Source organism: Tenacibaculum sp. nBUS_03 (genome assembly GCF_051201695.1).
In the GTDB taxonomy this organism is placed as follows: Bacteria; Bacteroidota; Bacteroidia; order Flavobacteriales; family Flavobacteriaceae; genus Polaribacter.
On the sequence record NZ_CP179214.1, the window covers coordinates 2,000,455 to 2,022,740 of the forward strand.

General features: G+C 28.9%; 23 protein-coding genes. 15 read left to right on the forward strand and 8 right to left on the reverse strand.

The window, feature by feature from the left end; translation table 11 throughout:
- The first annotated feature begins 253 nt into the window (after nucleotides 1-253).
- The 5 genes from ACMFBB_RS09330 to ACMFBB_RS09350 all read left to right on the forward strand — a co-directional run bounded on the left by ACMFBB_RS09330 (nucleotide 254) and on the right by ACMFBB_RS09350 (nucleotide 6,182).
- Nucleotides 254-1,774, forward strand: a complete 1,521-nt coding sequence (locus tag ACMFBB_RS09330) for an SGNH/GDSL hydrolase family protein (protein ID WP_435264122.1) — start codon at nucleotides 254-256, stop codon at nucleotides 1,772-1,774.
- A gap of 124 nt (nucleotides 1,775-1,898) precedes the next feature.
- Nucleotides 1,899-3,359: a hypothetical protein gene (locus tag ACMFBB_RS09335; RefSeq protein ID WP_435264123.1), complete on the forward strand. Its 1,461-nt coding sequence runs from the start codon at nucleotides 1,899-1,901 to the stop codon at nucleotides 3,357-3,359.
- A 125-nt stretch (nucleotides 3,360-3,484) separates the two neighbouring features.
- Nucleotides 3,485-4,216 (forward strand): hypothetical protein, encoded by a 732-nt coding sequence (locus tag ACMFBB_RS09340; RefSeq protein ID WP_435264124.1) that lies wholly within the window; start codon nucleotides 3,485-3,487, stop codon nucleotides 4,214-4,216.
- A 13-nt stretch (nucleotides 4,217-4,229) separates the two neighbouring features.
- Nucleotides 4,230-4,988 (forward strand): hypothetical protein, encoded by a 759-nt coding sequence (locus ACMFBB_RS09345; protein WP_435264125.1) that lies wholly within the window; start codon nucleotides 4,230-4,232, stop codon nucleotides 4,986-4,988.
- A gap of 153 nt (nucleotides 4,989-5,141) precedes the next feature.
- Nucleotides 5,142-6,182 (forward strand): hypothetical protein, encoded by a 1,041-nt coding sequence (locus ACMFBB_RS09350; protein ID WP_435264126.1) that lies wholly within the window; start codon nucleotides 5,142-5,144, stop codon nucleotides 6,180-6,182.
- Nucleotides 6,183-6,315: 133 nt separating this feature from the next.
- Here the strand turns inward: ACMFBB_RS09350 and ACMFBB_RS09355 are convergent, their stop codons facing one another.
- The 5 genes from ACMFBB_RS09355 to ACMFBB_RS09375 all read right to left on the reverse strand — a co-directional run bounded on the left by ACMFBB_RS09355 (nucleotide 6,316) and on the right by ACMFBB_RS09375 (nucleotide 9,735).
- Nucleotides 6,316-6,603 carry a hypothetical protein gene (locus ACMFBB_RS09355; RefSeq protein ID WP_435264127.1) on the reverse strand — a complete coding sequence of 96 codons (288 nt, stop codon included), beginning with the start codon at nucleotides 6,601-6,603 and terminating at the stop codon, nucleotides 6,316-6,318.
- Between the two features lie 19 nt (nucleotides 6,604-6,622).
- A complete protein-coding gene (locus tag ACMFBB_RS09360) occupies nucleotides 6,623-6,751 on the reverse strand; it encodes a hypothetical protein (RefSeq protein ID WP_435264128.1) in 129 nt (42 codons plus the stop codon).
- Nucleotides 6,752-6,933: 182 nt separating this feature from the next.
- Nucleotides 6,934-7,980, reverse strand: a complete 1,047-nt coding sequence (locus tag ACMFBB_RS09365; RefSeq protein WP_435264129.1) for a serine hydrolase domain-containing protein — start codon at nucleotides 7,978-7,980, stop codon at nucleotides 6,934-6,936.
- Between the two features lie 93 nt (nucleotides 7,981-8,073).
- On the reverse strand, nucleotides 8,074-9,315 hold the full coding sequence (locus ACMFBB_RS09370; protein WP_435264130.1) for an alpha/beta hydrolase-fold protein: 1,242 nt from the start codon (nucleotides 9,313-9,315) through the stop codon (nucleotides 8,074-8,076).
- A 30-nt stretch (nucleotides 9,316-9,345) separates the two neighbouring features.
- Entirely contained in the window at nucleotides 9,346-9,735 is a 390-nt protein-coding gene (locus ACMFBB_RS09375; RefSeq protein WP_435264131.1) for a MotA/TolQ/ExbB proton channel family protein, read from the reverse strand.
- A 361-nt stretch (nucleotides 9,736-10,096) separates the two neighbouring features.
- Between ACMFBB_RS09375 and ACMFBB_RS09380 the strand changes: the two genes are divergently transcribed.
- The 7 genes from ACMFBB_RS09380 to ACMFBB_RS09410 are packed head-to-tail and all read left to right on the forward strand — an operon-like array spanning nucleotide 10,097 to nucleotide 16,148.
- On the forward strand, nucleotides 10,097-11,017 hold the full coding sequence (locus tag ACMFBB_RS09380) for a sensor histidine kinase (RefSeq protein WP_435264132.1): 921 nt from the start codon (nucleotides 10,097-10,099) through the stop codon (nucleotides 11,015-11,017).
- Nucleotides 11,001-11,723 (forward strand): LytR/AlgR family response regulator transcription factor, encoded by a 723-nt coding sequence (locus ACMFBB_RS09385; protein WP_435264133.1) that lies wholly within the window; start codon nucleotides 11,001-11,003, stop codon nucleotides 11,721-11,723. The genes ACMFBB_RS09380 and ACMFBB_RS09385 overlap by 17 nt, the downstream gene beginning before the upstream one ends.
- A gap of 34 nt (nucleotides 11,724-11,757) precedes the next feature.
- The gene (locus ACMFBB_RS09390) at nucleotides 11,758-12,837 is read left to right on the forward strand and encodes a diphosphomevalonate/mevalonate 3,5-bisphosphate decarboxylase family protein (RefSeq protein WP_435264134.1); all 1,080 of its coding nucleotides are present in this window, start codon (nucleotides 11,758-11,760) and stop codon (nucleotides 12,835-12,837) included.
- 19 nt (nucleotides 12,838-12,856) lie between these two features.
- A complete protein-coding gene (locus ACMFBB_RS09395) occupies nucleotides 12,857-13,351 on the forward strand; it encodes a toxin-antitoxin system YwqK family antitoxin (RefSeq protein WP_435264135.1) in 495 nt (164 codons plus the stop codon).
- A 53-nt stretch (nucleotides 13,352-13,404) separates the two neighbouring features.
- Nucleotides 13,405-14,331 carry a mevalonate kinase family protein gene (locus ACMFBB_RS09400; RefSeq protein WP_435264136.1) on the forward strand — a complete coding sequence of 309 codons (927 nt, stop codon included), beginning with the start codon at nucleotides 13,405-13,407 and terminating at the stop codon, nucleotides 14,329-14,331.
- Nucleotides 14,332-14,344: 13 nt separating this feature from the next.
- On the forward strand, nucleotides 14,345-15,262 hold the full coding sequence (locus ACMFBB_RS09405) for a geranylgeranylglycerol-phosphate geranylgeranyltransferase (protein ID WP_435264137.1): 918 nt from the start codon (nucleotides 14,345-14,347) through the stop codon (nucleotides 15,260-15,262).
- Nucleotides 15,263-15,308: 46 nt separating this feature from the next.
- Nucleotides 15,309-16,148 carry a pseudouridine synthase gene (locus tag ACMFBB_RS09410; protein ID WP_435264138.1) on the forward strand — a complete coding sequence of 280 codons (840 nt, stop codon included), beginning with the start codon at nucleotides 15,309-15,311 and terminating at the stop codon, nucleotides 16,146-16,148.
- A 513-nt stretch (nucleotides 16,149-16,661) separates the two neighbouring features.
- Here the strand turns inward: ACMFBB_RS09410 and ACMFBB_RS09415 are convergent.
- From ACMFBB_RS09415 to ACMFBB_RS09425, 3 genes are read right to left on the reverse strand one after another with little or no spacing between them, the layout of a single operon-like run.
- Nucleotides 16,662-17,024: a heavy-metal-associated domain-containing protein gene (locus ACMFBB_RS09415; RefSeq protein ID WP_435264139.1), complete on the reverse strand. Its 363-nt coding sequence runs from the start codon at nucleotides 17,022-17,024 to the stop codon at nucleotides 16,662-16,664.
- 33 nt (nucleotides 17,025-17,057) lie between these two features.
- Nucleotides 17,058-19,322 carry a TonB-dependent receptor gene (locus ACMFBB_RS09420; RefSeq protein ID WP_435264140.1) on the reverse strand — a complete coding sequence of 755 codons (2,265 nt, stop codon included), beginning with the start codon at nucleotides 19,320-19,322 and terminating at the stop codon, nucleotides 17,058-17,060.
- A 58-nt stretch (nucleotides 19,323-19,380) separates the two neighbouring features.
- Nucleotides 19,381-19,797 (reverse strand): HYC_CC_PP family protein, encoded by a 417-nt coding sequence (locus tag ACMFBB_RS09425; protein ID WP_435264141.1) that lies wholly within the window; start codon nucleotides 19,795-19,797, stop codon nucleotides 19,381-19,383.
- 112 nt (nucleotides 19,798-19,909) lie between these two features.
- Here ACMFBB_RS09425 and ACMFBB_RS09430 point away from each other — a divergent pair, with 112 nt between their 5' ends.
- The 3 genes from ACMFBB_RS09430 to purH all read left to right on the forward strand — a co-directional run bounded on the left by ACMFBB_RS09430 (nucleotide 19,910) and on the right by purH (nucleotide 22,270).
- Nucleotides 19,910-20,365: a GAF domain-containing protein gene (locus ACMFBB_RS09430; protein ID WP_435264142.1), complete on the forward strand. Its 456-nt coding sequence runs from the start codon at nucleotides 19,910-19,912 to the stop codon at nucleotides 20,363-20,365.
- 92 nt (nucleotides 20,366-20,457) lie between these two features.
- Nucleotides 20,458-20,583, forward strand: coding sequence for a hypothetical protein (locus tag ACMFBB_RS09435; RefSeq protein ID WP_435264143.1), 126 nt, complete (start codon nucleotides 20,458-20,460; stop codon nucleotides 20,581-20,583).
- A gap of 154 nt (nucleotides 20,584-20,737) precedes the next feature.
- Complete coding sequence (gene purH, locus ACMFBB_RS09440) at nucleotides 20,738-22,270, forward strand: bifunctional phosphoribosylaminoimidazolecarboxamide formyltransferase/IMP cyclohydrolase (protein WP_435264144.1); 1,533 nt, start codon at nucleotides 20,738-20,740, stop codon at nucleotides 22,268-22,270.
- Nucleotides 22,271-22,286: the final 16 nt, after the last annotated feature.

Genomic DNA, 22,286 nt, shown 5'->3' on the forward strand with positions numbered 1-22,286 from the left:
GGTTTATGATATTCTTCAACACCACATTTATTTACAATGTATTATTCTTGATAGCTAAATCAAGAACAACATTTACACAGCAATCTTACAATAAACTGCAGAGTTTTGAAAAAAACAAAATGTGATCTGAGTTAAACTGTGACTCAAGCTAAATTGTGACCTGAGTTAAACTGTGACGCTAGTCAAATAAAGATATAATATTCCTAATAGCTTTGCTTTTAAATATTTTAAAAAAAATCTAAGTAAATTAAAAATGAAAAAAATAGAACGAATAGTTGTATTCGGAGATAGTCTCTCTGACATCGGTGTAAAAGCAAACACATCAACAGGGATTCTTGGTAGATTAATCGGTGAAGTAAGAGTTAATGAAATTAGAAGATTCAGTGATAATAAAAACTGGACAGATTTTATATGGGAATGGTCAGGTGGCCAAAGTTTAGTTGACGGTTTTTCTCCAGAACAAACAAATGAACTTACATCAAACCATTTATCATTAGAAAACTCTAGAAATGGTTCAAAAAACAATAGTCTTTCCTATTGTAATTATGCTACCGGTGGTGCTGTTGCTAATACACCTCAAGGATTAACTCATAAAGTTGCTCTTACAACTTTTGAAGAGCAGGTTAATGACTACAAAAAAGACCTAGAAAAAACAGCTACCGATAAACCAAATAACAATTTATTTATTATTTGGTTTGGGTTAAATGATATTGTGACAAATAAAAAAGGCATTGAATTAATGCAAGAAACTGTGCAACGTTTAACAGAATTATGTCAGGAGGTAGATAATATAACAAAAGCACATAATAATGCCAGTGAAAATTCTTTTATAATTGTTAACAACCCTGACCCTTCAGGTGCTGTGAGGTATATTGAAAACCCAAAGTCTGAAGAGGTTACAAACTTACGCAATGCTACAATAGAATTTAACAGACTTCTTAAAGAATCTTTTATAGCTAAAAATGATAATAGATTTACAGTACTCGATGCTTTTACATTTTTAAAACAAAATTTATATAATTTAGATATCATTAAAATAGACCAGGCTGCTGGTGTTCCTATTCAGTATTATTCTGATTCTATTGAACCTGTAACACTATCAAAAGCTTTAAGAAACTTTTTAAATTCTGTAGATTTATCAAAAGGAAAAGACACTTCAGTATTGACAGAGTTAACAGAAAACATTAACAATCAAATTAAAAAAGCTTTAAAAACTGATAATGAAATAGTTTTGCATAAGGCTGTTTCAAAAATGTTGTTAGATGCTCTACCAAAAATTCAAAAAACTAATAAAAAATTCACCAAAGCATTAAAATTAATTCTTTTAACATCTGGATTGTTCATTAATCGTATAGAATTTGCTATAAAATATTATGCAACACAAAAGAAAAAACATGTTGACGATATTCACAAAATTCAAACTGTAATTGATGAAATATCACAAAAAAACCTATTAACAGCATTAAGTAAAGATTTATATAACCAAGATGTAAAATTATATAATACATTATCGGATATACTAACAAGAACAGACAAGGATAGTTCTTTTAAAAAATTATTAACGTTGGTTATCGCTCAAAAGTTTGGTTTTTTTGCAACATCAGATAAAGCACACCCTACTGAAGCTGCTTACAAACTTATTGCAACATTAATTGCGGTTGAATTCACTAAAAGTTTCCCTCATCTTTCTTTAGGCGAATCATTTATTTCAAATGCGTTTGATCATGGCTTACCAACATCCTTATTTTCTGAAGAAGCAGTTTTTAGTGTTTAAAACTTTTTTCTTTATAAATATATACTAAAATCAAAACCACTTTAAAATATTAAACATAAGCTTTTAAGGTGTCTTTAGTAAAACAAAAAATAAAATTATTTATTAAATTAAAAAAGTAACTATTATGGATTATAAACCCGAACAAGTTGTTCAGTCTTTATTATCAAAAATTTTCAATACCCTAACAGCTGAAACAGAAAAATTATCTTCAGATGATTTCGCGGTATCTTGGGTAATGCCAGGAATTCCTTTTTCATTTGAAGACTTAGATTTTAATCTTTATGGTTTTGGAAGCCAACAAGGTTTAGGAAACCGAGAGGGAAGAGAAAAGGCAGACATCGTTAGAGAAAGGTACATTGCTGCTGAAAATTTCTCAAATCTAGTCAATGCTGTTCCAGCAGGCGGAAACTTTATAAATGAAGCACAAACTCAGTTAATATATTCACCAAAAAGTGAAAGTATTAATGAACTTTATGATATTTTTTTAAGATTTTCAGAAGTAGCACATGAAGAATTAACAGAAGACCAACAGAAAAAAATAGATAGGTTTAGAAACCTTCTGTCTGAAACAGTTGAATACGAAGACATACTAACTGGTGAGAAAAAAACCAAAGTTGTTGATGGCAAATTAAAAAAGGCGTATTTAGAGTATGAAAGCTTATACAGAGATGCTTTAATTGCTTTTAATTCATTAAAGTTAGATGCTTTGAATAGTAATGAATCTAGAGCCGTGCAAGAGTTTGCTTTAAATGGCAAAGTTTTAAGTCAAAAAGTTAGAGCTGCTTATGATGCATGGGTTTCTCAAGGGTACAAAAATGAATACCAACAAATTGTGGCTACAATTGACTCGATTACCCGAAGAAATTTAGAGGTTTATAAAAGAGATTTATTAAATAGGTTTGAAAGTGCAAAACTTACCAACCCAACTTCGGGTTCCGATTTCTTCCAAACAACCCTGTATCCTGCAACTTTTCTTACAGAAAATAACTGGACCAAATTTACCTTTAATAAAGAAGAAGTAGACAAGCACGAAAATAGTATTTCACAATCATTAGAAGTTGGGGTGAAAGCACGCTGGGGATTATATTCAGGTTCAAACGAAACCAGTTATTCATCTAAAAATCATTCACTAGACCTTAATGAAGAAAAATTCAAAATTTCTTTTTCACTTGCTCAAGCTCCTATATCTAGACCTTGGTTTTCTCCTGAGTTTCTTAGAAGTTCTGGTTGGAGATTTTCAAAAAACTCACCAGTAACTTTGTTTTCAGATGATCAAAATCCTCCAAATGGTAAATTCCCTTTTCTTTCAAGATCTGCCGTTTTTGTTAAAGATGTAACTATAGAATCGTCTTCTCTGGCCAAAGCCATAAAAGAAAGCTCTAGTAAGTTAGACACAAAAACACAGGCAGGGTTTGGCCCTATATCTATATCAGCAAATTATGGTAGAGAAGAATCTGACAGTAAATTAAAAATGAATATTAGTGAGGGTGCTGTAGAAATTAAAGGAATGCAACTAATTGGATTTGTATGTGAAAAGAACCCACCAATTCCTAATACGAATCCTAACATCACTGACTTTACATAACCCTTATTTTCAGAAATTTTAGAATGTAATAATCATCTGACTAAAAACTCTTAAACTATAAACAAAGTGCTGTTTTAGTTGTAGAAAAAGTCATTAGAAGAAATACTAAAAAAGCTATTAATAAAATGATAAAAGATACAAATAAAAAATATAGAGACTACTTACTAAAACGTATTAATCGTACATTCTCCAAGGCCATAAAAATTAAAAGTGTTGAACTTCCCAACGAAATAGTAGAAGATGTTCAAGCTTTAAACTTAGGAGAGTCTTTCCCCTTAAACAGATTAGTACTTATAAAAGGTAAGCTAGAGAATATAGTTGATACCAATAGAAAGTCAATTTTTGGCAACGCTAATGGATTGTTCAAAACACAAGAAACAACCAAAGCCTCTATAATCGCTGCTATATTTTTACTATTATTTGTGTCTTTAGCTGTTTTAGAAAGTATTAATGAAAAAAGTAGTAAAGTAACTATCTTAGATAGTTCTGGTTATATGCTGCTTTATAGTTTAATGTTTTCTATTGTTATTGCCGGATTAGGTACATCTTTTCGATTATTACATTCTTTAATTAGTGAAAAAATGAAGTTTTTTAGAGTCGAATATTTAATTGAAGGAATATTTTCTGGATTTATACTCTCTGAAATTCTATATCTTAATATTCCAGAAATCCAAACTTCAAATACACATTTTGGAAAGTTTCTTTTTGCTTTTTTTGGAGGTATGGTTTCTGGAATACTTTATAGTCTTATCGAACGAATTACATCATCATTAGGAGTTCTAATTACAGGATCAAACATTGAAGAAGAAAAAGAATTAAAGTACATAGAGAATAAAGATAAACCTGAAAAAATATAGAATACTTCACCTTATGAACCTATTAATACGTTCAAAAAACAAACTATATGTACGACGACTTATAATTTGTAGTATATTACTATGTTTAGGATGTAAAGCAACTCATCATTACAAAAGTGATTTTGTAGATGATAATGCACAATCTTATTCTGAAATTTTAACTCACATATCCGAAATTGAGCTATCTGATTATGAAAAAAAACAGCTATTTCAGGAACGAGTACTTTTTAATATTGATAACAATTCACTATCATTTTTATTTTCAAAATCAGTGAATGCTGATACTGCTAGAATGCAGTTAAACAAACTATACTCATTTAACAAAATATTTAATACTATTTATAAAAGAGATAAATCTAAATTTTATCCTTTAACTCAAGAATTAGATGACTTTTATTTTAATGAATTGTCTACTTATGACTGTACAATAAATTCCTTTGATCATCTTTCGAAGTGCAAATTAATAAACAAAGTACTGGCTAACCAGTCTTTAAACAAAGTAGAAACATTTGTTGGAGAAACAAATATTAACTTATTAACGAATTTCTCAATTAAGACTGATGCTAAAACAATACACCATAAAAACCATAAAATAAAATATTCAATTCTTAGGGTTATTCGTCCATGGTTCGAATACGGAATCTTATCAATGATTCAAAATAATACTAAAAACAAACAGAACAAAGAAAAAAGATTTCTAATAAACCAAGTAATTATAATACATCAAAATAATAAAGCGTTAATCCTTGGCTATGTACTACATCCAATTTAAAATTAATCGATAACTTATTGAAAAACCTTAAAATTTTCAAATTAGTAGGCTACTATTGAATCATACCTCGTACTCGTATAATACAATAAACTTCTTCAAAGTAAATAAAAATAGGCCTTTTTAAACCTAACAACTATTAGTTATTCAAGAATTGTGTGTAAACATCAAAAACAAATATCCAAACATAACATCCTAAAAAAAAGAAATTTAATTTTTACTGGAATTTGTTTCTTTTTTTTACATTTTTCAATTGCTAAAACAAAGCAAGTAACCATTGAACTTTATGTCAATAAAATATACGACATAGAAACTGTAAATTCTACTTTTCAAGTTGATGGTTATTTAATTTTAAAATGGAAAATTAGCAGAGCTGAAATAAAAAACAAAAACTTCATAAAAGGAAAATCTATATATTATGATGGTCAAATTGAAAAATTAAAAAAGAATTTTTTTTGGATACCCAACATAGAATTCATCAATAAATTAGATGACATTATTATAGATAAAAGCGTCTTAACAATTTTTGACGATGGTTTGGTTGTTTATAGAAAGCGTTTTAATTGTCATTTCCATTCTAAAATGGACTTAACCAAGTTTCCTTTTGATACCCAGACTTTTGTTATAAATTTTGAATCTTTCCTATACAAAAATCATGAACTTACTTTTGTTAATCCAAACTTATTTTATGACAAATCATTCAGCGATATTGATCCCGAATGGAAAGTAAAAGAGCAGTATGCAGAAATAAAAGTCATGAAATACAAAGGAGGGTTCTTTGAAGACACAAATAATAAAGAGGATATTTACTCCAGAACATCTTTTGTATTTAAATTTAAAAGAAAAGCAGGGTATTATTTATGGCAAGTACTTTTTCCTTTATTTTTAATCGTATTTTCTTCTTGGGTCATTTTTTGGATCAAATCATATACAGACCAACTAAATATTGGTTTTACCTTGCTTTTAACCGTAGTTGCCTTCAATTTTTTTTCTAATTCTCTACTACCAAAACTTCCTTACAACACATTCTTAGAATCTGTAATTATTCTTAGCTACATATCTATTACTAGCTCTATTATATTACTTGTTTATAAAAACACCTTAAAAGAAAAAAAATCATCAATTAACTTTAAGTGGATATTCCCATTAGTTTTTGTTACATCTATACTAATTCTTACAACAATATATTTTTTGTAGAACATTCTTAAATATAAATGCCGGTACTAAAGAATTTAACTTTTATAATACGTAAACAAATTATGTGATAAATACAGCTTTAAAAAAATACTCTAAAAAAAGGTCGAAATAAAATTATTTCGACCTTTTTCTTTTAATCTTCCTCTTCATAACAATTAAAAACGATAGAATAACCATACTCTAAAGCTTCTGTATACAATTCTTTCTGTTCTTCGTCTACATCATCAAGAGAATCAAGTGTAAAGTATTCATCTTCTATTTCAGTCACTTTCCAACCTTCATCTTTAATATAAAAATTTGCTAATTTCAATGCACCTTGAATATCTTTATAATCAATATACAAACTTACATACGCACCAATCACTTTATCATAATGCTCTGATGATTTTTTAGGTTTAGCTAAGGCATTTATTAAATACATACTATTTATTTTTATTATGTTAAGCTATCTCACCTCTATGAGGTTTTAAGGCATCTCTATACGTTTTCATATCTAATTCATTAACTATAATAAAAGCTATAGTATGAAAATCATTTAGTTCTTTATAAGCTACCTCATCATAATCCAAACTATCAATTTGGGCAAATTCTTTTAAATGAATACAATGATGTTTAGCAGTTTCTAATCCGTCAGGCCCTTAAAATCCCATATAAGTTTTATTTTTCTACTCACAATTATAATTTAAAATGCAAAAATACCTAATTCTAAATTGAATTAGGTATGCAATCATAGTAACTAATTAAATACTACCTACTTTTTTTGAGTTATTGCATGCTTATAAGCTTTAAAAATTTTAATTAACTTTTGGCTCTGAGAGCCTGAAGATGCATTAAAGGTAAAGCAAATCGTAAGTTTTAATTTTGGCATATACGCAGCTATTGAACGAAAACCATCAATTGCTCCATCATGCCCATAAACCAGTATTCCATTGAATTCATTAACTGAAATCCCCATGCCCATTTCTTCTTTGGGAGAAGTCATTAACTTTAAACTTTCTTTTGAAATCAATTTACCTGTAAAAAGGGCATTATAAAAAACACTTACTTCTTTTGCATTAGAAATGATACCACCAGCACCCATTGTTCCTGTTAAATTAGTATGATAAGTAATTGGATGCCATTTACCATTTTCAGGATAATAACACATTGCTTCATTTTTAGAAAAATCAATATCTTTTCCAAAACCTGTCCTTCTTAAATTTAACTTCTCTATTATTCTATAGTTAACAATTTCACCAAATGTTTTTTTATCTATGTATTCTGCAATATAAGCTAGTAAGATATAATTGGAATTAGAATATTCTAATTTAGAATTTGGTTTAAACATACTAGGCTTACTCTTTATTTTAGTTATCATTTCTTCTCTATTCCTAGGTTCACTAATCCAAACTTCAAAACCTTTAGCTTTTGAAATATTATAAATACCACTTCTATGATACAACATATCAGAAATTGTAATGTTTTCTGAATTTGGAACCTCTGGGAAATATTGACTTAAAGAGTTTGATAATGATAATTTCCCTTCATCTAATAATTGTAAAATAATGGTAGCTGTAAACGTTTTACTGATAGAACCAATTCTATACTTAGTTGCAGAATTATTCTTTTTATTTAATTCAATATTAGCATACCCAATTGACTTGGTATAAAAATTATTTCCATTTTTTAAAATAGAAACGGTACCCATTGCCTTATTTTGTTTTTCAAAGCCTTCTAATAACTCATTTAAACTCTGGTCTTGTGAACAACCTACAAAAGAAGAAATAATCGTAAGAAGTACTAAAAATCTTTTTTTCATAATATCAAATATTTAATAATTAATACACTAAAAATAGATGCTAAAACTTCAAAGAAATTTTATTTGCGACGAATAGCAGGATTTACACTACTTTTATTCAGTTTTTATCTTAATCTCCTCTAATCTTTTTAAATGATAAGCACTCTTACTAATTTCATATGCTTTCATTATGTTCTCCAAAGCTTTAGGATAATTCTTTTGATCCAAATAATAATCAGTAACAGCATTAAATACATTAGCACTCGTTGGATAATATTTTAGTGCAAATTTAAAAAAGGTTAAAGCTTTCTCAGCTTGCTTCATATCCATAAACAAATATCCTGACATTATCAATAATTGCTCATCCATAGGTGCTATTTTATACCCAAAATTTTTAAAATATCTTTTCTCTTGATCTTTAATTATAGTTACTAACTCATTGGTAGGTGTTTCAGGAGTATTAAACTTATAAGTATCTTTTATTTGATACCATCTGAAAAAAGAAATTAATCCATCTCTAATAGATGGAAAAGCTATTGTACCATGAAAATCTTGCTTGTAATATTTCCATGTAGTCTTAAGTCCATTTTTTTTTGTTCTATTAATAACCTCATTAAATTCTATGTTAGACCTTCCAAACAATGTATAGTCACTATTATCTTCCATTATATTTTGAAGTGTGATATCGTTCCTTTGCATATGTAACTGCCCATTTAAGGATATAAATAGTGATTTATTTTCGAATCTCTTATTTTGAAAAATACTAGAAGCTGCTTTCACCAGCTTTTGATTATCCCAATCCAAACTAGGGTCAATGGCTAAATAATTATTAAATAATTCTGAATGGTATAAGAGTGTATTAATAGTAAATAATCCTCCAAAAGAATGACCAATTAGAGTTCTATATTTAGTTGTTGAATATTTTTTATCAATATGGGGGATTAATTCATTTTTTAAAAATTTAGTGAATTTTTCAGCCCCACCAGTTTCTTGATTAAATGCACCTCCTTGCCTGTTGGTAATTTTAGAAATTGTTAAATCTCTTGTTCTATTTCTTTGGTTAGAAATGCCTATCAATATCATCTCCGGAGTAAACCCTCCAGAATAGTAATTTTGGAATACAGAAACTGTTTGCAAGTGAATTTCACCATCTAAAATATAAACGACTGGATATTTCCTTTTTGAATTAAAATTTTGTGGCAATTGCACCCAAAATTTTCGTTGCTCATTTAATGTATTGGAGTAAATAGAATCTAACTCTCCTATTTTTGTTAAATATTTACCCTGAGAATAAGTAGTTTGTATGTTTAATACTAGGTACACATATAGCCCTATGATAAAAAATGCTTTTTTCATTCGATGAAAATTTAAAATAAGTTTTGAACGTTATTTTTTTAAAGCAGTAATAACTATGGTTCCAAATCTTCCAACTAAAAAAACAAGCATACCAAAAGCTGGGGATAAAGAAGAGGCTTTGACTCCACTCCCTAAAGAGTCGGGTGAGATTCTTCCTTCAAATTCTATCGCATCAAACACCTCAATCATTCCTATTATTTGACCTAAAAAACCAAAAACTAAAGCAAATAAACTGATTGAATTAATTAATGAAATTTGTTTTTCAGTAACTACTTTTTTCAATAGAGTGTTAAAAATTAAACAAACAATAAAAAACAATATTATTAATAGTGTGTACATAAAAAATGCTCCACCCTCATACATTCTTTGAGTTATAAATTTAATTGTATTGTTAACTAATAAAATATACTTAAAACTCATAGTGTATTATGCTTTTAAAAAACTTTTATCAAATGTATATTCAATTATGACTCCGTATTATTTTTTACGACACTATACTCAAAAAGCAATTGTTTTAACCATTTGAAGCTGCTTTACAACAAAAACCAACTTAAACCAGTTAAATAAGGATTGATTTTAGAATTTTGCCTCTAAAATAATCAAGTTTCTTTAAAAATTAAGATATTGCACATAAATGCTGGTAAAAAACAAAATATTAAGTTATTTTTTTAGGATAAGTAGTCATCTCGTATTCTGGATAATTATATACTTCTTTTATATTTATTTTTTAGGCTATGGAAGTCAAGAAACTAAATATGTAAATTTATTTGCGATTTTTTTAATGCCCATCACAATTTTACTCAGTAATTTTTTTATTTATTACTTAATTCCTAAATACTTATTATCTAAAAAATACAAGGCCTTTGTTTTGTACAGTATTTATTCGATTATTATTTCTGTCTATGGAATCGTACTCTCAATTTTATATGGATTAACTTTCTTATCAGATGTAAAAGCAAAACACACAATAGCAATCACTAAATCATTACCAATAATTATTTTTAGTGTATTTTTTGTTGCCCTTGTTGTTATTGCTATAAAATTAGTAAAACATAATTACAGGTCCATTTTAAAAAGTGAAGATTTAAAAAATAAATTTTTAGAAACACAATTACAACTTAAAGAACAAGAGTTAAAGTTCTTAAAAATGCAAATTCATCCACATTTTTTATTTAACACATTAAACACCCTTTATGGTTTTGCCCTAAAAAAAGCTGATGAGGCTCCAGATATGATTTTAAAACTATCAAATTTATTAGATTATATTTTATATCAAGTAGAAAAGCCTAAAGTATTGCTATCAGATGAAATTCAGCACATTGAAGATTATGTTTCTCTTGAAAAAATGCGCTTTCAAGATCGTTTAATTGTTAATTTTCAAAAAGAAGTATACAATAACAATGTACAAATTTCTCCAATGCTTTTATTACCATTTGTTGAAAATGCTTTTAAACATGGACGTCAAAAAAATGGTGTATTAAAAATAACTATATTTTTAAAAACCACCAATTCAGAATTGATTTTTGATATTCATAACACAGCAAAATGTGAGAATATAAAAAAAGGGGGCATTGGATTAAATAACATGAGAAAAAGATTAAAAATGGTTTATGACAATCGTTTTTATTTATCAACTTCTTACTTAAATAATTTCTTTACAGCCAAATTAAAAATACTACTTAAAGATGAACAGGAACATTGATTGTATTATTGTAGATGATGAGCCTATGGCAAGAGAAATATTAACTACTTATATTTCTAAAATACCCAATTTAAATCTAATTAAAAATTGTTCCTGCGCTATAGAAGCATTGGAAGTAATTAACAGTGAAAATATTGATCTTATTTTTTTAGACATAAATATGCCGGAAATATCTGGACTATCATTAGCTAAGTCTACTCATAAAAAAACAAAAATAATTTTCACAACTGCTTATCGCGAATATGCCGCTGATGGATTTGACCTTCAAGCTATTGATTACTTATTAAAACCAATAGCCTTTGACAGATTTCTTCAGGCAATTAACAAGTACCTTGAAATACCAGCTCCCGCTGCTTTGGATAATCTAACTACAGAAAATAAACTTTCTACAAATAACAATTTTATATTTGTTCGAGTAGATAGAAAAATGCTTAAAATAAATTTTGACGCTATCCTTTACATAGAAAGCTTAAGCGATTACATAAAAATACACACCCTAAAAAAGACTATAGTTACTAGAGAAACCATTACTAACATCCAAACCAAATTACCTACCACTTCTTTTTTAAGAATACATCGCTCTTTTATCATTTCAATTTCTTCTATCAATTCTTATACAAATGAGTACATAGAAATCAATAAAAAAACAATTCCAATTAGTCGAAGTTATAAAGAAGAGGTCTTAAATAAATTAAACTCTATTTAGTGTTAAACAATTATCTTTGTCAAAATTTTTGACATTGAACATATCTGATTTTATTTTTAAGGAGAATACAAAAACAATAGAAAAGGCGACTTACACATGGAAAACGCCTAGTAACATAGCTTTAGTTAAATATTGGGGAAAAACAGAACCTCAACTACCTAAAAATGCTTCTATTAGTTTTACATTAAATAATTGTCATACGATTACTACTATAGAATTTAAAAAAACAAAAAAAGTTAACGAAACTAACTTTGAGTTGTATTTTGAAGGAAATAAAAAAGATGACTTTAAACCAAAAATAGCTAAGTTTTTCAATAGAATTGAAGAATATTGCCCTTACATTTTGGAATATTCCATGATTATCAATTCAGAAAATTCATTTCCTCACAGTAGTGGAATTGCTTCATCTGCAAGTGGTATGAGTGCTATAGCAATGTGTTTAATGAATTTAGAAAAAGAGTTAAATTCTGATTTATCGCTCGAATTCTTAACTAAAAAAGCTTCTTTTTTAGCTCGTTTAGGATCTGGAAGTGCTAGTAGAAGTATTGAAGGACCTTTGGTTGTATGGGGTGAACATCCAAAAATAAAAGGGAGCTCTGATTTATTCGGCATAAAATTCCCTTATGAAGTGCATCCTATTTTTAAAGATTATCAAGACAGTATTTTGTTAGTAGATAAAGGAGAAAAACAAGTATCTAGTACCGTTGGACACAACTTAATGCATAATCACCCATATGCCGAGCAACGATTTAAGCAAGCAAATGAGAACTTAGATAAATTATCTACAATATTACAAGAAGGAAACATTAAAGAATTCATTAATTTGGTAGAAAGTGAAGCATTAGCACTACATGGAATGATGCTCACAAGCAATCCTTATTTTATATTAATGAAGCCTAATACTTTAGAAATAATTAATAAAATATGGGAATTCAGAACAACAACAAATAGTAATATTTGCTTCACCTTAGATGCTGGTGCAAACGTGCATATTCTATACCCAAAAGCTGAAAAACAAGCAGTTGAACATTTTATAAAAACAGATTTGTTAAAATATTGCCAAAAAAATCAGTATATTTGTGATAGTACGGGGTTAGGTGCACAAACCTCATAAATTTAATTCCCTTAATATTATGAAAACTTCAACATTACTTATTGTAGTGTTTGTTGGGTTTTTTACTTTATCATTAACAGCCCAAGAAACAGTATGGTTTGATGCCAATTGGCAAAAAACAACTAAGGACAAAGGCGAGTACTATCGTCCAACACCAAAAAAAATTAAAAATGGTTATTGGATTGTAGATTACTTTGAAAGCGGCCAAGTGCAAATGGAAGGATTTAGCACAACTAAAGAGTCGGGAGAAGAACATTTTGATGGATTAGTTACATATTTTCATTCAAATGGTAAAACATGGCATAAAGCCAATTATAAAGACGGTAAGCTTCATGGAGTTCGTAAAGTTTTTTATAAAACTGGAGAACTTAAAGAACAAGGTAAATACAAAGAAGGCAAAAGAGAAGGTATTTGGAAAACTTTTTACAAAAACGGAAAAATAAAGGAAAAAGGTAAGTACAAAAACAACAAGAAAGCAGGCGTTTGGAAAACTTTTTACAAAAACATTTACTAATAAATTGTAAAATAGCGCTTTTACTTGTACTTTTGCATTATAATTAAACATCTATGAAAGGACCTTTATTTTATGCAAAGATTTTACTCTTCGGAGAGTATGGTATCATCAAGGATTCTAAAGGATTAGCTATTCCTTTTAACTCCTACAAAGGTGCTTTAAAATCTGCAAAAAACTTAACAGGAGAAGCAAAGAAGTCAAATGAAAGCTTAGCTAATTTCTATAATTACTTGGTTGATATAACTTCAGATGATGTTTCTTTTGATATTGAAAGTCTTAAAAGCGACATTGACAATGGAATGTATTTCGACTCCTCAATCCCACAAGGATATGGGGTTGGAAGCTCTGGGGCACTAGTCGCTTCTATTTATGACAAATATGCAAATAACAAAATTACGGTTTTAGAAAACTTAACCAGAGATAAACTTTTAACCTTAAAACAAACTTTCTCTTTAATGGAATCTTTTTTCCATGGAAAAAGTTCAGGCTTAGATCCTTTAAACTCTTATTTAAGCCTACCTATTTTAATAAACTCTAAAGAAAACATAGAGGCAACTGGAATCCCATCTCAGAAAGAGGGTAAAGGAGCCGTTTTCTTATTAGATTCTGAACAGATAGGTGAGACTGAGCCTATGGTTAACATTTTTATGAATAAAATGAAAAATGAAGGGTTTAGAAAAATGTTAAGTGAGGAATTCTCTATTCATACTGATGCCTGCATAGATGATTTTTTACAAGGAAATATTAAATCTTTATTTGGAAACGTAAAAAAGTTATCTAAGGTCGTATTTGCAAACTTTAAACCAATGATACCTTCAGCCTTTCATAGAGTTTGGGAGAAAGGTATTCAAACAAACGACTATTATCTTAAACTTTGCGGATCAGGTGGAGGTGGTTATATTTTAGGTTTTACTAAAGATTTTGAAAAAGCTAAAAGCAGTTTAAACGATTATAAATTAGAATTAGTGTATCGTTTTTAAATGATTATTTGCGATGAGTACTCACAAAGCAAACTCACTTTTTTTAAAACTATTGAGTCTATTATCTGTTATTAGAGGATATAACATATTAGTACTAGTAGCAGCCCAATATTTGGCTGCTATTTTTATTTTTTCTGAAAAAAAATCTCTTAAAGTTGTTATTTTTGACTCTCATTTATTTTATTTAGTACTTGCCACCATCTGTATTGTAGCCTCTGGGTATATTATCAATAATTTTTACGATGTTAAAGCTGATATAATTAATAGACCTATTAAAACTGGGCTGGATTCCTATGTAAAGCAAGAGACTAAACTTTCTTTGTATTTCTTACTGAACTTTATCGGTTTCTGTTCTGGTTGGCTTGTTTCATGGCGGGCAGCTTTCTTTTTTGCATTCTATATTTTTGCTATATGGTTATATTCTCATAAGCTAAAAAAACATCCTTTAATTGGCTTAATCACAGCTACTATTTTAACAATACTCCCTTTTTTTGCAATCTTTATTCATTTTAAAAATTTTTCAAAAGTAATATTCATACATGCCTTTTTTCTTTTTTTGGTTATCATGGTTCGAGAAATTATTAAAGATTTAGAAAATATTAAAGGGGCAATCGTAAATAATTACAATACCTTTCCTGTAAAATACGGAGAACATAATGCAAAGAAAACAATAAACGTACTTCTAGTTCTAACATTAATACCAGTTGCTATTTTATATAACTATCCTGCAATAACTTATATGAAATACTACTTTTATTTTGCTTCTTTCATTTTAATTTTTGTTGGCTTTTACACATTTAGAGCCACCAAAAAGAATCAATACAGATTATTACACAACATTTTGAAAATCTTATTATTAGTAGGTGTTTTCAGCTTACTTTTCATTGATAAAACATTAATACTAGATAAAGTGGTTAATGTTCTTGATTAAAAATCAAATAATTAACGTACATTTGCCCGCATTTTAAAAAACAATTATGAATTCAAAAAACTCGTCGAGAGGACGACAAGCTGGAAGCAACAGCAATCCTCAAAATAAAGGTCAATTTAAAAGAGATTTTAGAAAACCTAAACCTTCAAATAAACCTTCACAGCAAAAGACTGAAAATACTGGTATCCGATTAAACAAATACATTTCCAATTCTGGTATTTGTTCTCGTAGAGAAGCTGACACATATATTGAACATGGTAGTGTTACTATAAACGGTAAACTAGTAACTGAAATGGGGTATAAAGTACAGCCTAATGACGAAGTTCGTTTTGATGGGACACTTATTTCTATGGAAAAGAAGCGTTATATTATACTAAATAAGCCAAAAAATTACATAACTACTATGGAAGATGACCGTGGTAGAAAAACGGTAATGGAATTAATAAATAACGCAACTAAAGAACGAATTTACCCAGTTGGTAGGCTAGATAGAAACACTACAGGGTTACTACTTTTCACTAATGATGGTGAATTAGCTAAAAAACTTACACATCCAAAACATAATGTTCGTAAACTTTATCATGCATCCTTAGATAAAAAATTAACCATGTCTGATTTAGAAAAATTAAGAGGAGATGTTATTATTGAAGGCAGAAAGGTTTTTATTGATGCAGTTTCTTATGTTCAAGGAGAAAAGAAAACCGAAGTAGGTATTGAAATTCATTCAGGAAGAAACCGAATTGTTCGTAAAATATTTGAGCACTTTGGATATACCGTTACAAAGTTAGATCGTGTTGTTTTTGCTGGTATGACAAAAAAGAATTTACCTCGTGGAAGATGGCGCGAATTAACCCAGTTAGAAGTTAACAACTTACAAATGCTATAAACTAATCATTAAAAGTGTTGAAATTTAAACTTCAACACTTTTATTTTTTTAATGACAGTCATACAACAAACTAATTCGCTCGTTATTGAAAACGTAATACTTTCCTCGTTCCATTTAAACTCTCAAAGAAAACGCATCGCTTTATATCATAATTATGATAACCCAAAAAGCCCAAAGTACACCTAAATAGTTTTGGTGAACACCAGACAAGTTTTAATAATAATATAAAACCAAATGCAAAGCATAAAATTTGAAGCAAGCTAATCACTACTCTAAATCAAATCTAGAATTGTAATATAGCTAACAAGATTCTAATCCTTTCCAATTGAAAAATAAAAAAGAATGGTTATAAGAATAAAACGCAATAGTGGTATTATTTTTCCATACAAACAGAAAAACAATATCACACTATTGCGAACTTCATTTCTATAATACTACAAACAAAAGGAACAATCACTAAAGACTTCAAGTTAATAGTAAAATAGCCGAGTGTAATCAAAAAAATGTACGGTCTTAGTTTTTATGATCTTCTATAACCTCTTTTTCCCTGTACTTACAGCAAGGGTGTAGATTATCGTAATCCTCTTTAGTAGATTTTATTTCTTTAGTATCGTGACCTACTTTAGCTACTCGTTGTTTAATTGTTTTCACATCAACTTTACGTTCATCAAAAATCAAACTTAAATCATGCGATTTAACATTCCATTGAGCGTACTTTACACCTTTTGTACTCAATGCAGCTTTCTCTATACGCTTTTTACACATCATACAAACTCCATCTACTTTAAAGGTAGCTTTTGCATTCCTCTTCTTTTTTTGCCCTGACATCGGCACACTTAAAAATAAAACTGTAAGGATTAAAAATATTTTTTTCATCTGTATTAATTTAAATTTATAAAATATTATTGTTTAATTAATTTTAAATCGAAAACCTGTATAATAATTACTTCCAAAAATAGGAGCATACACTATTGTCGTATCAAAATTTGCTCCAAAAGGATTATCATTACCTATTATAGGATTTTTTTGCTTATAATTTGTTATGTTTTCAGCACCCGCATATACCTCAAATCTTTTTGAAAAGACTTTAGTTATTTGAGCATTTAATAAATTATAACTTTTAGCATATTTTGGCAATTGATACTGCAAAGGATTACTTTGCGTACTCGGTAACCGTTGTTTTCCTAACCAATTATAAGTTACATCAAATTTCCATTTCGCTCCCTTATTATTCTCAAGAGTTTCATAAGAAACATTGGTAAAAAAACGGTTTTCTGCTTGTAATGGTTTCGTCAAATTCCCCTTTTTATAATCAGTAGTAACATCGTATATTTTATAAGCTACTCTTATATTAAAATAAGGTATTATATTCTGGTTCACTTCTAACTGAACACTGTTTGCAACACTTCTTCCTTCTAAATTATAAAATGATATTTCTTGTGGATTTTCCCAATCAACCACTACCTGATTATCAAAACTTGTTTGATAGAAATCTAAAGTAACATCTCCTTTTCTTCCAAACAACTTATATCCTTGTAAAAAAGAAAAACCATAATTCCAGGCTACCTCAGGGTTTAAACCATAAATTTCACCATCACTACTTCCTATGTTTATACGTCTAGAGGATGCAAACATCTGTTGATTTTCAGCAAAAATATTAGCACTTCTTTTTCCTCTTCCTATTGAACCTCTTAGCACACCTTTTTCCCAGGGTGTATACCTTACGTGTAATCTTGGTGTTAAAAATGTTCCTAATAAATTATGCCTATCAACTCTAACACCGGCAGTAATACTAATATCATCAGAATTATCATAAGCATATTCAAAAAAAGCTCCTATCGCATTTTCACTTCTTCCATAATTATTCGCAACACTTACTAATCCATTATAATTCCCAACCAACTCATCATAATCGTCATACATAAAATTAAGTCCAGTTTTAAATTTATGTCGGGTATCTCCAATAATCGAGCTAAACAACAAACTACTATAAAAACTTTGATGTTTAATATCATAATCTCTCAAGCCAAAATAAGACTCTTGATTATGGTTGCTATATGACATTTGAAACCCAAAACTTTGAAAAGGTAACTCTGGAAAAACATACCCTAATTTCGTAGAAACTTCAAATCGTTTCGTGGTTATTTCACTTCCCCAAGCATTTGTAGTTCCCTTATCTAATTCAGGTATAAAATCAACTTGTCCTAATTGTTTAGTATCATTTAAATACCTCAAATTCGTAAAACTCACCCATCCTTTTTCTGGATCGGTATACTGCCACCGGTTCATTAAATTAATTTGGTTTGACAATGGATTGTCAAGAAAACCGTCTTCATTTGTATCAAATTTTTTTCCCCTATGATCAGCATGAACATACAAACCTGTTTGCCACTTGTCATTAACCTTTTGATTGTAGTGAGAATTTAACTCTAATCTCCCCATTAATGTACCGTAAGCATTAATAAAAAACTTATTATCTGAATAAGGTTTTACTAACTCGGCATTAATTTGCCCTGAAATACTCTCAAATCCATTAACCACACTACCAGCACCTTTTGTTATTTGAATACTTTCTACCCAAGTACCAGGCGTGAACGTAAGTCCAAAAGCTTGAGAAGCTCCTCTAATTGATGGGATATTTTCTTGAGTAATTAACAAATAAGGACTTGTCAAGCCTAACATTTGTATTTGCTTAGTACCAGTAAGAGCATCTGAAAAGTTCACATCAATAGACGGATTCGTTTCAAAACTCTCTGCTAAATTACAACAAGCAGCTTTCAACAACTCTTCACTATTAACCGTTATCAAGTTTTGCGCTTGTAAATAAGATTTTTGTGTAGCTTGTTTCTTTGAATTAATAGAAACTTCTTCTAAAACATTTTCTTCTTTTAAAAAATGATGAATTGGTTTTATCCCATCAATCACTATAGTATCAGTCTTATAACCTACAAAACTTACTACTAACTTTTTATGTTCTTTATTATAAGGAATTGTAAACCATCCCTTTTCATTTGTAGTAGCCCCAATATTTGTATTAAGCCAATATACAGAAGCACCATAAATTCCTAAATTATCTTTTGGATTGTTTTTATCCATAATCATTCCCCTAAAAGTACTTTGAGAGAATGAAAACATTGTGTACAGTATACAAATACTGAATATATATTTTTTCATTGTTTTATATCATTAAAATTTTGTAATAATTTTCTCTATGCTAAAAAAAATCACAAAATCATATGATAAAAACCTCATTCAATACTTGAATATCTTGAATTATTTTGGGTGGGGAATAATTTTTGTGGGGAATAAACTGCTTTTCTAAACTTCCAAAAAGTAACTTGAAAGAAATATTAAAAGCTAAAATAAATTTTTGTTGCTGAAAAGTTATTTTTTCATCTGTAGTTTTTTTAATGTCGTCTTGCCCTTTTATATGAGCTAATTCGTCTTTACAACATTTCTTTTTAACAACAACTGCTTGTCCGTCACAGTTTTTTTTAGTCTCTCCTTTACATGAATCAGCATTCCCCAAAAATGAAACATCAATCAAAAAATCACCACAAAAATGCTTTTCTACTGTAAAAGAAGTAGTAGAAAACACTAACAATAAAGCTAGGAACAATGATGATATTTTGTGTAATACAGATTTCATATAAAGTGCAAATTTACAAAAAATTAGAAATATTTTTCAAAAACATTTCATAAACCTATTTTTGTAAGATTTTAACCCTATTTTCGAATAAAGTACAAAATAACTATACAACATGGGAAATTTAGAAAACCTAAAAGATAAAATTACAGAAATTTCAGGAGGAAATTCAACAAGAGAAGAAAAACTACAGGAAATTTGTGACTTCTTAGCATCTGAAATATCATATTATGACTGGGTTGGGTTTTACTTCAAAAACGGAGACAAAGACGAACTAAAACTAGCTCAATATAACGGAGAAGAAACTGAACACACAATTATACCTTTTGGAAAAGGAATCTGTGGGCAAGTAGCAGTTAGTAACCAAAATTTCGTCGTTCAAGATGTAAATAAACAAACGAACTATATTTCTTGTGGATGGAAGGTCAAATCGGAAATTGTAATTCCCATATTTGTTAACAATGAAAACATCGGACAAATAGATATTGATTCTCATACAGTTAACCCTTTCACCGCCAAAGACGAAGAATTATTAGAATTTACTTGTAAAAAAGTAGCTGATTTTGTATAAAAGCTTTTAAATATTTGATTATTAAAGTTTTTTTTCCTTTCTTTGAGGAAATTTTATTAACAACTTTATTAACATTCTTAACCCCTTAAATTATGAGTAATAGAGATTTCCCCTCTTATGCTGCTTTGAGTGACAATAACACTCAAACAAGACCACAACAAACATTTATAGAAAAATTTACTAACTGGTTTAGGAATTTTCTGGAAAATGCAGAATAGTAAACTTACTTCTATTCTTCATTTTGTTGTTTAAAAGCGCTATCTAAAGATATTAACTTTCGATAGCGCTTTTTTTAATTAAAAAAGTTAAATACATTTATTGTAAAAGCACCTAGCTTTTAGTAATTTCGCGAGTTTAACACAACACAACAAAATGAACAATACAAAAGCTATTAAATCTGCACTAATATCTGTTTTTCATAAAGATGGATTAGAACCTATAGTAAAAAAGCTAAATGAGTTAAACGTTACTATTTATTCTACAGGAGGAACAGAAAAATTTATTAAAGATTTAGGTATAAAAGTAATACCTGTTGAAGATGTTACATCTTACCCTTCTATCTTAGGAGGAAGAGTAAAAACACTTCACCCAAAAGTTTTTGGTGGTATTTTAAACAGACAAGACCACGAAGGTGATGTAGCCGAAATGGAAGAATACCAAATTCCTCAATTAGACTTAGTTATTGTTGACTTATACCCTTTTGAAAAAACAGTAGCTTCAGGAGCACCTGAACAGGATATTATAGAAAAAATAGATATTGGTGGTATTTCGTTAATCAGAGCTGCAGCAAAAAACTTTAAAGACACTGTAATTGTTTCTTCTATGGAGCAATATGATGATTTTTTATCAATAATAACAAACAATGATGGAAAAACATCTATCTCTGAAAGAAAACAATTTTCTGCAAAAGCTTTTAATATTTCTTCTCATTACGACACTGCTATTTTTAATTATTTTAATACTGATCATGAAGAAGCCGCTCTAAAGATTAGTGAAACTGAAGGTAAAATTTTACGCTATGGAGAAAACCCACATCAAAAAGGTTTTTTCTTTGGGAATCTAGATGCCATGTTTGATAAACTTCACGGAAAAGAATTAAGCTACAATAATTTATTAGATGTAGATGCCGCTGTTAATTTAATGAGTGAGTTTAAAGGAGAAGCTCCTACGTTTGCTGTTTTAAAACATAATAACGCTTGTGGTTTTGCTCAAAGAGAAACTATACATCAAGCATATCTTGACGCTTTAGCTGGCGATCCTGTCTCTGCTTTTGGAGGGATTTTGATATCCAACACTGAAATTGATAAAGTAACCGCAGAAGAAATTCATAAATTGTTTTGTGAAGTAGTAATTGCACCTTCATTTACTGATGAAGCTTTAAATATTTTAAAAGGAAAGAAAAACAGAGTTCTACTAATTCAAAAAGAAATAGAACTGCCAAAAACAACGGTTAGAACTTGTTTAAATGGAGCTTTAGTTCAAGATAGAGATAATATCACTGATTCTCTTGACGGTTTATCTTATGCCACTAACAATAAACCCTCTGAAAACGAGTTAAAGGATTTATTATTTGCGTCTAAAATATGTAAACACACAAAGTCCAATACTATTGTTTTAGTTAAAAACAACCAATTATGCGCCAGTGGAACGGGACAAACAAGTAGAGTTGATGCTTTAAAACAAGCCATTGAAAAAGCAACTAATTTCGGATTTGATTTAAATGGATCTGTTATGGCTAGTGATGCTTTTTTCCCATTTCCTGATTGTGTAGAAATTGCAAATAAAGCAGGAGTAAAAAGTGTAATACAACCTGGTGGATCAATAAAAGATCAATTAAGTATTGACTATTGCAATGAAAACAATGTTGCTATGGTTTTTACAGGAACAAGACATTTTAAACATTAATATTACAATTGATGTA

Coding starts and splice junctions, on each gene's coding strand:
- ACMFBB_RS09330 (WP_435264122.1), top strand. CDS start 254: ATGAAAAAAATAGAACGAATAGTTGTATTCGGAGATAGTCTCTCTGAC.
- ACMFBB_RS09335 (WP_435264123.1), top strand. CDS start 1,899: ATGGATTATAAACCCGAACAAGTTGTTCAGTCTTTATTATCAAAAATT.
- ACMFBB_RS09340 (WP_435264124.1), top strand. CDS start 3,485: ATGATAAAAGATACAAATAAAAAATATAGAGACTACTTACTAAAACGT.
- ACMFBB_RS09345 (WP_435264125.1), top strand. CDS start 4,230: ATGAACCTATTAATACGTTCAAAAAACAAACTATATGTACGACGACTT.
- ACMFBB_RS09355 (WP_435264127.1), bottom strand. CDS start 6,603: ATGTATTTAATAAATGCCTTAGCTAAACCTAAAAAATCATCAGAGCAT.
- ACMFBB_RS09365 (WP_435264129.1), bottom strand. CDS start 7,980: ATGAAAAAAAGATTTTTAGTACTTCTTACGATTATTTCTTCTTTTGTA.
- ACMFBB_RS09370 (WP_435264130.1), bottom strand. CDS start 9,315: ATGAAAAAAGCATTTTTTATCATAGGGCTATATGTGTACCTAGTATTA.
- ACMFBB_RS09375 (WP_435264131.1), bottom strand. CDS start 9,735: ATGAGTTTTAAGTATATTTTATTAGTTAACAATACAATTAAATTTATA.
- ACMFBB_RS09380 (WP_435264132.1), top strand. CDS start 10,097: ATGCCCATCACAATTTTACTCAGTAATTTTTTTATTTATTACTTAATT.
- ACMFBB_RS09385 (WP_435264133.1), top strand. CDS start 11,001: ATGAACAGGAACATTGATTGTATTATTGTAGATGATGAGCCTATGGCA.
- ACMFBB_RS09395 (WP_435264135.1), top strand. CDS start 12,857: ATGAAAACTTCAACATTACTTATTGTAGTGTTTGTTGGGTTTTTTACT.
- ACMFBB_RS09400 (WP_435264136.1), top strand. CDS start 13,405: ATGAAAGGACCTTTATTTTATGCAAAGATTTTACTCTTCGGAGAGTAT.
- ACMFBB_RS09405 (WP_435264137.1), top strand. CDS start 14,345: ATGAGTACTCACAAAGCAAACTCACTTTTTTTAAAACTATTGAGTCTA.
- ACMFBB_RS09410 (WP_435264138.1), top strand. CDS start 15,309: ATGAATTCAAAAAACTCGTCGAGAGGACGACAAGCTGGAAGCAACAGC.
- ACMFBB_RS09415 (WP_435264139.1), bottom strand. CDS start 17,024: ATGAAAAAAATATTTTTAATCCTTACAGTTTTATTTTTAAGTGTGCCG.
- ACMFBB_RS09420 (WP_435264140.1), bottom strand. CDS start 19,322: ATGAAAAAATATATATTCAGTATTTGTATACTGTACACAATGTTTTCA.
- ACMFBB_RS09425 (WP_435264141.1), bottom strand. CDS start 19,797: ATGAAATCTGTATTACACAAAATATCATCATTGTTCCTAGCTTTATTG.
- ACMFBB_RS09430 (WP_435264142.1), top strand. CDS start 19,910: ATGGGAAATTTAGAAAACCTAAAAGATAAAATTACAGAAATTTCAGGA.
- ACMFBB_RS09435 (WP_435264143.1), top strand. CDS start 20,458: ATGAGTAATAGAGATTTCCCCTCTTATGCTGCTTTGAGTGACAATAAC.
- purH (WP_435264144.1), top strand. CDS start 20,738: ATGAACAATACAAAAGCTATTAAATCTGCACTAATATCTGTTTTTCAT.